We start from the raw sequence: 8,058 nt of genomic DNA, 5'->3' as shown, positions 1-8,058 counted from the left end.
GCGGCCGATATCCGCGAGTGGCGCGGCCACGACGTCGTTGATCCCGACGGTCACAAGATCGGGGAACTGGAAGCCGTCTACGTCGACACGACCACAGACCTGGCAGCGTTCGGCACCGTCAAAGTCGGGATGCCCACCCGGCACCGGCTCGCGTTCGTTCCCCTGGCCCAGGCGGTCGTAGGCCCCGGATACCTCAAAGTCGCCTACGACAGGAAGCAAGTAAAAGATTCCCCCTCGATCACCACCGACGGCGAACTGCCAGCGGCCGACGAAGAGGCCATCTTCAAGCACTACGGCCTGCCGTACCAGGCAGGGGCCAGCGGTGAACGGCAGCTAGCCCGCCGCTGACCCACAACCACCGAGCGGAGAACCAGATGATTGCCCTCTTCCTACTCCTCGTGATCGCGGCGGTCGCACTAGGCCTCGTAGGTGTCGTCGCTAAAGGCTTGCTGTTCTTGCTGTTCATCGGCATTGTCGTGTTCCTCGGCGCCCTTCTGTTGGGCGCTCTGCGGATGCGGCGGCGCCCCGGGAAGTCCCCGGCCCGTTAACCCTGGTTCGGCACGAAGAGGCCCGCGATGGCCCGATACCTTTCAGCGCGGCACGCTCGCTGTCGTGTGACTTGGCGGTCTTGGCAGGGGCGTTGATCGGCTGCCGTTGAGTTGGGAAGGTAGGTATCCATGTCTACCGATACTGGCTTCCGCGACGAGCTCCCTGGCGTGGACCGCCTGCTCACCTTGTCCGATGGCGTGGTGGCCATCGCTATCACCCTGCTTGTCCTGCAACTTAATGTGCCAGAGCCGGCGAAGCTCACCGACCCCGCCTCAGCCTCCGAGCTCGCCACCCAGCTTGGCAAGGGCGCTGACTCGCTGATCAGCTACGTGATTTCCTTTTACGTCATCGCCCAGTTCTGGCTCGTTCACCACCGGGTCTTCCGCCGGATCACCGGACAGCGAGAAGGCCTGGCCTGGTGGAACTTCGCGTTCCTGTTCACCATTACCATCATGCCTTTCACCAGCAATCTCGTGGGCAAGTTCTCCGCCAATCCGCTCGCCGTCGACATCTTCGCGGTTAACCTGCTGCTGGCCATATTGGCGACCCACCTGACAGTTACCTACGGCCACCGCAAGAATCTTCTTACCGCCGAATCCCCGCGGGAAATGCAGGTTGCACAGGCGCGCGCGGCGGCAAGCGCATTCGTCATCGTTTTGTCGATCGGCATTGCCTGGGTGAACACCGGTGCTGCCAAATATTGCTGGCTGCTGCTTGCCGTCGCGCCCCAGGTCGCCGATCGCTGGTCTGCCCGTCGACCCGCTTGAACGGCACAGGAGGCCGGTCCGGCCGCGGTCGGGGCGCAGGTCATTCAGCAGTCTCGTCCAAACGCCCACGCCACCATTAGCGGGAACTCTTCTCTCCAGAACGCGCCGCCGTGCGACCCGGCCCGCTCGGTCATGACAACGTCCGCACCCGCGCCGCGCAGCGCGACGTCCCAGCGGGTCGCGTTCTCGAGAAAGAACGGCTCCAGCGTGCCGGCGACGAGGTACGCGCGCGGAAGCGACTTCGGCATCACGGCAGGCGGCCGATAGCCCGCGCCCGGCGACGCACAGAAGACCGTACCGTAGATGTCGGGATGGCGAAGCCCCACGGCGAGCGCGAGCTCTCCGCTCGCGGAGACACCAAACACCGCCGTGCGCTCGGAGGGCAGCGCGACTCCGAAACGTGACTGCGCCCATTGGCGGACGTCTTCCACGAAGAACTTCTCGTGTGCCGCGAACCGCTCCGCGTCAAATGCCGGCGAGTACTCGTGGAGCCGCAGCATCTCGTCGTCCAGCCCGTGGGTACCGACAATCATGGTCGGCGGTACGTCGGCGGCCTCAAGGACGCTGCCCCACCGCGAGATCAACTGGCCGTCACCGGCGAACACGACTGCCTCGGCCGGAACTGGCGGGACGTACACCGTCACCAGCCGGCCGCCGTCGTAGTTGAACGTCTCGGCGACGAGTTCTCCCCTGATGGACGACCTTGTAAGTTCCGAAGCTGACGGCCGGCCCCAGGCGATGAGTTGCTGAGTGATGGTGCGTCTTACCTGCCGTGACTGACGATGAATACCAGCCTGTTGCCGTATCACGGCGGATCTGCGCCCCGGCGCACGAAATCTTCCAGGTCCTGGCCAATCCTGCGCGGCATCCGGAGTTCGACGGCTCGGAGAGTTTGCGGGGAGCCGGTTCCACTGCGGTGATCTCGGGGGTGGGAGACGTCTTCGTGATGAGGATGTACTTCTCTCATCTCGGCGACTACGAGATGAACAACCACGTGGTCGAGTACGAGCGAGACCGGCGGATCGGCTGGGAGCCCGAAGCCGGGCGCGGACATCCCGACGCCGCCCAGGCCAGTCCGGAGCCGGCCCGCTGGGGGCATCGGTGGAGCTACCAGCTAACCCCCGATGGCCCGGATGCGACCATCGTGACCGAAATCTACGACTGCTCACGAGCGCCGGAAAAAGAGCGTGCCGGGATGGACAACGGCAAGATCTGGGTCGAGAGCATGGCCAGGACACTGGAGCGGCTTGACGCGCTATGCGGCAAGGTAGACCAGCCCGGTATTCAAGACGTATCGTGACACCGTTGGGCCTGGCCGCCCTGTAACTACTCGGCAGGAGCAAGGTGATGCTGACCGGTGTCGCGGTTATGCCGGCGATGCCCCGTTACCTGCCCTACGGCTGGGTGTTTGTGGTCGCCGTCATTGCGATAATCCTGCTGATCTTCATACGCGTGTACGTAATCGGAGACCGGTCCCGGCGGCGGATTGCACACCGGTCCCGGCGGCGGGCTGGACACCGGTCCGGCTGAACAGTAGCGACAACAGGGGGACGGCCGTCTGCGCCGGATGGGGAGAGCTCATGACGGACACCATGTGGGCCGGGCTAGCGGAACTGAGTGCCGAGCTCGCGGACTTCTACCGGGACCTGCATCAGCATCCCGAGCTGTCGCTGCAGGAGCACCGCACCGCCCGGCTAGTCGCCGACGCGCTGTGGCCGCTGGGCTTCGAGGTCACCGAGCAGGTCGGCGGCACGGGGGTGGTCGGGCTGCTGCGCAACGGCGACGGCCCCGTGGTGATGCTGCGCGCTGACTTCGACGCCCTGCCCGTTGAGGAAAAGACCGGCCTGCCTTACGCGAGCACGGCCCGCGCCCGCGGCCAGGACGGGGAAGAGGTCCCTGTCATGCACGCCTGTGGGCATGACATGCACGCCGCCTGCCTGCTGGGTGCAGCGGCCCTGCTCGCCCGCACCCCCGGCACCTGGTCCGGGACTTTGCTCGTAGTGTTCCAGCCGGCCGAGGAACTGGGCCGCGGCGCCAAGGACATGGTGGATGACGGCCTGTTCCGGCGGTTCCCGGTGCCGGGCATCGTGCTCGGTCAGCACGTCGGTCCGCTGCCGGCGGGGATGATCGGTTACGCCAGCGGGCCGGTCATGGCCGCCAGCGACTCCGTGCAGGTGGTCTTGTACGGCCAGGGTGGTCACGGCTCCCGCCCCGAGGCCGCCATCGACCCGGTACTCATGGCCGCGCACATCGTGACGCGGCTCCAGGGCATCGTCGCCCGCCAAGTCTCGCCCGCGGAAACCGCCGTCGTCACGGTCGGACGGCTGCAAGCGGGGACCAAGGACAACATCATCCCGGACACCGCCGAACTCGGCATTAACATCCGCACTTACTCCCCGCAGATCCGCGATCTGGTCCGCGCCTCGATCGAGCGCATCATCGCCGCTGAGGCCACGGCCAGCACCGCGCCGCGCCCGCCGCAGATCACCTGGAATATCAGCACGCCGAGGCTGGTCAGCGACCCTGTCGCGACTGAGGCCACCATGGCCGCCTTCACCGGTCACTTCGGTCCGGAGCGCCTGCTGCCCATGCCGCTGGTCACCGCCAGCGAGGACGTTGGCATCTTCGGCGAAGCCGCGGGCATACCCACCGTCTTCTGGTTCTGGGGCGGTCCTGACACCCAGACAGTGCTCAGCGCGATGGCCGAGGGACGGCTCGACTCGCTGCCCGGCAACCACTCGCCGTACTTCGCGCCCGTCATCGAACCGACCCTCAGCACCGGCATCGAGACCCTGACCGTCGCCGCGCGCACCTGGCTGCAGGCTCCGCCAGCGCACTCCGCCGCGACCAGTCAGGTCCCGGCAAGCCACCAGGCTCCTGGCGTGCGGACGCAAGAGATGCAGGAGTAAGCGACCCGGGCTCGTTCTCAGCAGGTGTTCGACACGGCCGTGACCAGGTTGTTCCCCGGAAACTACCGACCCGGCCGCGGCGGCCACCGCACTCACCGTCCCGGTGTTCACGTCGCCTTTCGCCGCGCTGTCAGCTACCTGTGTGTAGAATTTCTACATCGATGTAGATTTTCAGGCTGCACAGAAAGCGAGCGGGAACCGGATGTCGCACCTGACGTATGCCGAGGCCATGGTCATTGGCCTGATCCAGGGAGTCACCGAGCTGTTCCCGGTCTCCAGCCTGGGCCACAGCGTGCTGATTCCCGCCCTGGTGGGAGGTTCCTGGGCACAGGACCTCAGTGTGTCCAGGCCTGAGTCGCCGTACCTGGCGTTTATCGTCGGCTTGCACGTGGCGACCGCGGCAGCGTTGATCATCTACTTCCGGCACGACTGGGCGCGGATCGTCACCGGGTTCGTCTCCTCGCTGCGGGACCGGACGATCGCCACGGCCGAGCAGAAGCTGGCCTGGATGATCGTGCTGGCGACCATCCCCGTGGGCCTGGCCGGGCTCGCGCTCGAGCACACGTTCCGGGTCGTGTTCAGCAAGCCAGTCCCGACCGCGCTGTTCCTGGCTGTCAACGGGGTGATCCTGCTGGCCGGGGAACGCGCGCGGCGCCGCTCCGGCGAGCACGGTGCGGCACAACAGCCTGCCATGGCCGCGCCAGCTACCCCGCAACGCGCGATAACCGCGGCCGGCTACCCGGCTCAGTCGCCCGGGAGGTACCCGGCCTCACCGCTGTCCGGCCTGCGGCAACAGCCCGTCGAGCAGTCAGCGGACAGCCCCGAGACGGCCGAGGACGGGCGGCTGGCCGGGATGGGGTTCGGCAAGGCCATCGTGATCGGCGCCGTCCAGGTCTTCGCCCTGCTGCCGGGCATCAGCCGGGACGGCATGGTCACCGTCACCGGCATGTTCCGCGGCCTGTCCCGGGAGGACGCGGTTCGCTACTCCTTCCTGCTGTCCACCCCGGTTATCCTCGCCGCCGGCGTGCTGAAGATCCCGGACCTGTTCGGCCCGCTCGGCGCCGGCATCCACGGCCAGGTCCTGGCCGGCAGCCTGCTGTCCGGCCTCGCTGCCTATTTTTCGGTCCGGTTCCTAGTCCGTTACTTCAGCAAGGCTCGGTCCCTGGTCCCCTTCGCCATCTACTGCCTTATCGCGGGCCTGGGCAGCCTCGCCTGGTTCGCCATCCGCTGATCACGCAGGAAGCCGGCTAGGCGTTCGCCCGGCATAGCACACGGGACAGGATGCCCGTCATGCCCTCGGCCGTGGCGTTCGTGGCGTCCGCGGCGCGCCAGGCGACGAAGCCGTCTGGCCGGACGAGGACCGCGCCGTCCGGGGAGATCCCGTAGGCGGCACAGAAGCCAGAGTCCGCGTCCGCGAGTTCACCGGCCGCCTGCTCCCCGGCCTCTCCGTCGGCCACCTGGTAGGCGTCGAGCCCGACGCCCAGCGGGCGCGCTGCGTCGCGTGCCAGGTCACACCATGCGGCGCCGCGGGCGCCCGTCAGCAGGACGAAGTTCCCGCCGAACAGGTCGAGCGTGGACAGCCGCGTGCCCCCGCGGCGCAAGAAGACGTGCGGCGCTCGCGAGCCTGGCTGACCCGTGCAGTCGCGCGGGTGCTGGTGCTGCGGCCGGTCGCCGCCCGGTTCGGCGATGATGGCGGGTGAGTCGTAACGGTAGCCGAGTTCCAGGTAGAGGTCGTCAACGACCGGCTGCGCGTCCGCGGTGCCGAGGTACGGCGCCACCCGGGTGACGTACCGCGCGTAGGACTGCTCAACGGTGAACTCGCCGACCGGCCGCCGTTCCGCGTCGTACGTCGCCAGCAGGCCCGGCCCCGCGGTCCCGTTCAGCACGAGCGCGAGTTTCCAGGCGAGGTTGTGCGCGTCCTGGACGCCGGTGTTGCCGCCGAAGCCCCCGTTCGGCGGGACCACATGCACGGCATCGCCGGCCAGGAAGACCCGCCCGTCGGAGTACTTGTCGGCGACATCGGCGACGGCCTGCCAGGTCGCGATGTCCTCGATGACCAGCGGCATCCCCGGAACGCCGATCGCCGCGCGCAGCAGTTCGAACGCGCGGTCCTTCGTAATCCCCTCGGCGACGTTCGCCCAGGGCGCCTCCGGGTAGGCCGCCACGATCTCGGGGCGGGCCGTGTCTCCCACGAGGTTCACCACGAGGAAGCCGCCGTTGCCGCTGCGGTCTAGGCGGAAGAACCCGCGCAGCACCGGGTTGGTGACGTAGTGGACGCCCTGATTCCGGCCGGCCAGCAGCGGCGCTAGGTCCCGCTCCGCGCGGAAGTAAATGGTGATGCTGTTCGACAGCACGCCGTGGCCGCGCATGCCGATGCCCAGCCGGTTCCTGACGGGGCTGCGGTTGCCGTCGGCGGCGACCGCGTACCGTGCCCGCACCCGGGACTGAGTCCCTGTCGCCGCGCCGGTGAGCACCGCGGTTATGCCGTCACCGTCCTGCTCCAGGCTGGTGCATTCGGTGCGGTATCGCGTCCGCGCGCCCAGCGACTCGGCGTGTTCCCGCAGGATCGGCTCGAGCGCGTCCTGGTTGATGAACAGCCGGATCGTCGGGCTGAACTCGGCGACGCCGGTGTTGAGGTCGGTGAAGTAGGTGGCGATCTCCCGCCCAGCCAGGGACTCGACGTTGCTGATCCCGCCGTCCGGCGGGTACTGCTCACGCGACTTGCGCCGGACGGTGTCCTCCAGTCCCGCGGACCGCAGGATCTCCAGGGTGCGCAGGTTGAAATGCCCGGCACGGGGGTGGATCGCGGTACCGGAGTGGCGCTCCACCACGAGCGACTCGACTCCGTGCCGCGCGAGGAACAGGGCCGTGGACAGGCCCACCAGGCTCCCGCCGACGATCAGTACGGGGACCTGGATTTCTTCGTCTTGTCCGGTCACGGCCTGATCGTAGGACTGCCACTTGATATTCGGCCAACGGAACTTGTGAATGCAGAACATTGCTGAACTGAATAATCATTGGTAGGCAAGGCGTCATGGATCTGGCTGGAGTAGACCTCAACCTCTTGGTGGCGTTCGACGCGCTGATGGACGAGCGCAGCGTGACCCGGGCGGCGGCCCGGCTCAGCCTGAGCCAGCCGGGCATGAGCAACACGCTCGCCCGGCTGCGCAAGCTGTTCGGCGATCCCCTGCTGGTCCGCGACGGCTTCACGCTGGTACCCACGCCGCGGGCCGATGCGCTCCGGCAGCCTGTTCGCGACGCGCTGGCCATCATCCGGGCAGCGCTCGATCAGCGAACCGGCTTCGATCCCGCGACGGACCGGGCGACCTGGACTGTGAGCTGCTCCGACTACAGCCTGCTCATGCTCATCGGCCCGCTGGTGCGGCGGCTGGCCGCCGCGGCACCCGGGGTCACCATCCGGGTCCTGCCGCGCTCGCCCGATCCGGTCGGGCTGCTGCGCGAGGGCGCGGCCGATCTTGTCATCGAGCCCGAGGAGATCATGCCCGACGCGCAGCTGGACAGCCAGCGGCTGTTCGCCGACCGGTGGCTGTGCTGCGTCTGGGCGGGCAACTCGGCCGTCGGCGACCGGATGACCATGGACGACTACCTGCGGATCGGGCACCTCGTCTACTCGGTGGGCCGCGTGCAGCCGGCCTCGATCGTCGACCAGCACCTCGAGCGGTCCCGGGTGCCGCGCCGCATCGAGTTCACCGTCGAGAGCTTCCTGCTGGCGCCGTTCCTGCTGGAGGGCACCGACCTGGTGACCGTCGTGCCGGAACGGGCCGTACCGCACCTGCGGCGCACCGCCGCCATCCGGGTGCTTGATCCGCCCG

The 8,058-nt window shown here is 67.9% G+C and carries 8 protein-coding genes; 6 read left to right on the top strand and 2 right to left on the bottom strand.

Annotated features, from left to right (window positions below; all coding sequences use genetic code 11):
• On the top strand, positions 1–348 hold a 348-nt coding region (locus tag WA805_RS05970; RefSeq protein WP_425241838.1), incomplete at its 5' end, for a PRC-barrel domain-containing protein.
• 329 nt (positions 349–677) lie between these two features.
• A complete protein-coding gene (locus tag WA805_RS05965) occupies positions 678–1,316 on the top strand; it encodes a TMEM175 family protein (protein WP_422284939.1) in 639 nt (212 codons plus the stop codon).
• Between the two features lie 44 nt (positions 1,317–1,360).
• On the opposite strand, the gene WA805_RS05960 is transcribed toward WA805_RS05965, so the two are convergent.
• Positions 1,361–1,960, bottom strand: a complete 600-nt coding sequence (locus WA805_RS05960; protein WP_425241837.1) for an alpha/beta hydrolase — start codon at positions 1,958–1,960, stop codon at positions 1,361–1,363.
• Positions 1,961–2,088: 128 nt separating this feature from the next.
• Between WA805_RS05960 and WA805_RS05955 the strand changes: the two genes are divergently transcribed.
• The 3 genes from WA805_RS05955 to WA805_RS05945 all read left to right on the top strand — a co-directional run bounded on the left by WA805_RS05955 (position 2,089) and on the right by WA805_RS05945 (position 5,456).
• Positions 2,089–2,616, top strand: coding sequence for a hypothetical protein (locus WA805_RS05955; protein ID WP_422340846.1), 528 nt, complete (start codon positions 2,089–2,091; stop codon positions 2,614–2,616).
• Between the two features lie 280 nt (positions 2,617–2,896).
• A complete protein-coding gene (locus WA805_RS05950; RefSeq protein ID WP_425241836.1) occupies positions 2,897–4,225 on the top strand; it encodes an amidohydrolase in 1,329 nt (442 codons plus the stop codon).
• A 202-nt stretch (positions 4,226–4,427) separates the two neighbouring features.
• Positions 4,428–5,456: an undecaprenyl-diphosphate phosphatase gene (locus WA805_RS05945; protein ID WP_425241835.1), complete on the top strand. Its 1,029-nt coding sequence runs from the start codon at positions 4,428–4,430 to the stop codon at positions 5,454–5,456.
• A gap of 16 nt (positions 5,457–5,472) precedes the next feature.
• Here WA805_RS05945 and WA805_RS05940 read toward each other — a convergent pair whose 3' ends face one another.
• Complete coding sequence (locus WA805_RS05940; protein WP_425241834.1) at positions 5,473–7,164, bottom strand: FAD-dependent monooxygenase; 1,692 nt, start codon at positions 7,162–7,164, stop codon at positions 5,473–5,475.
• 95 nt (positions 7,165–7,259) lie between these two features.
• On the opposite strand from WA805_RS05940, the gene WA805_RS05935 reads away from it, so the two are divergent.
• A partial coding sequence (locus WA805_RS05935; RefSeq protein WP_425241833.1) for a LysR family transcriptional regulator occupies positions 7,260–8,058 on the top strand: 799 nt, incomplete at its 3' end.

Origin of the sequence: Trebonia sp., assembly GCF_049794275.1 — a bacterium.
GTDB lineage: Bacteria > Actinomycetota > Actinomycetes > Streptosporangiales > Streptosporangiaceae > Trebonia.
This window is presented reverse-complemented; position numbering and strand designations above follow the sequence as displayed.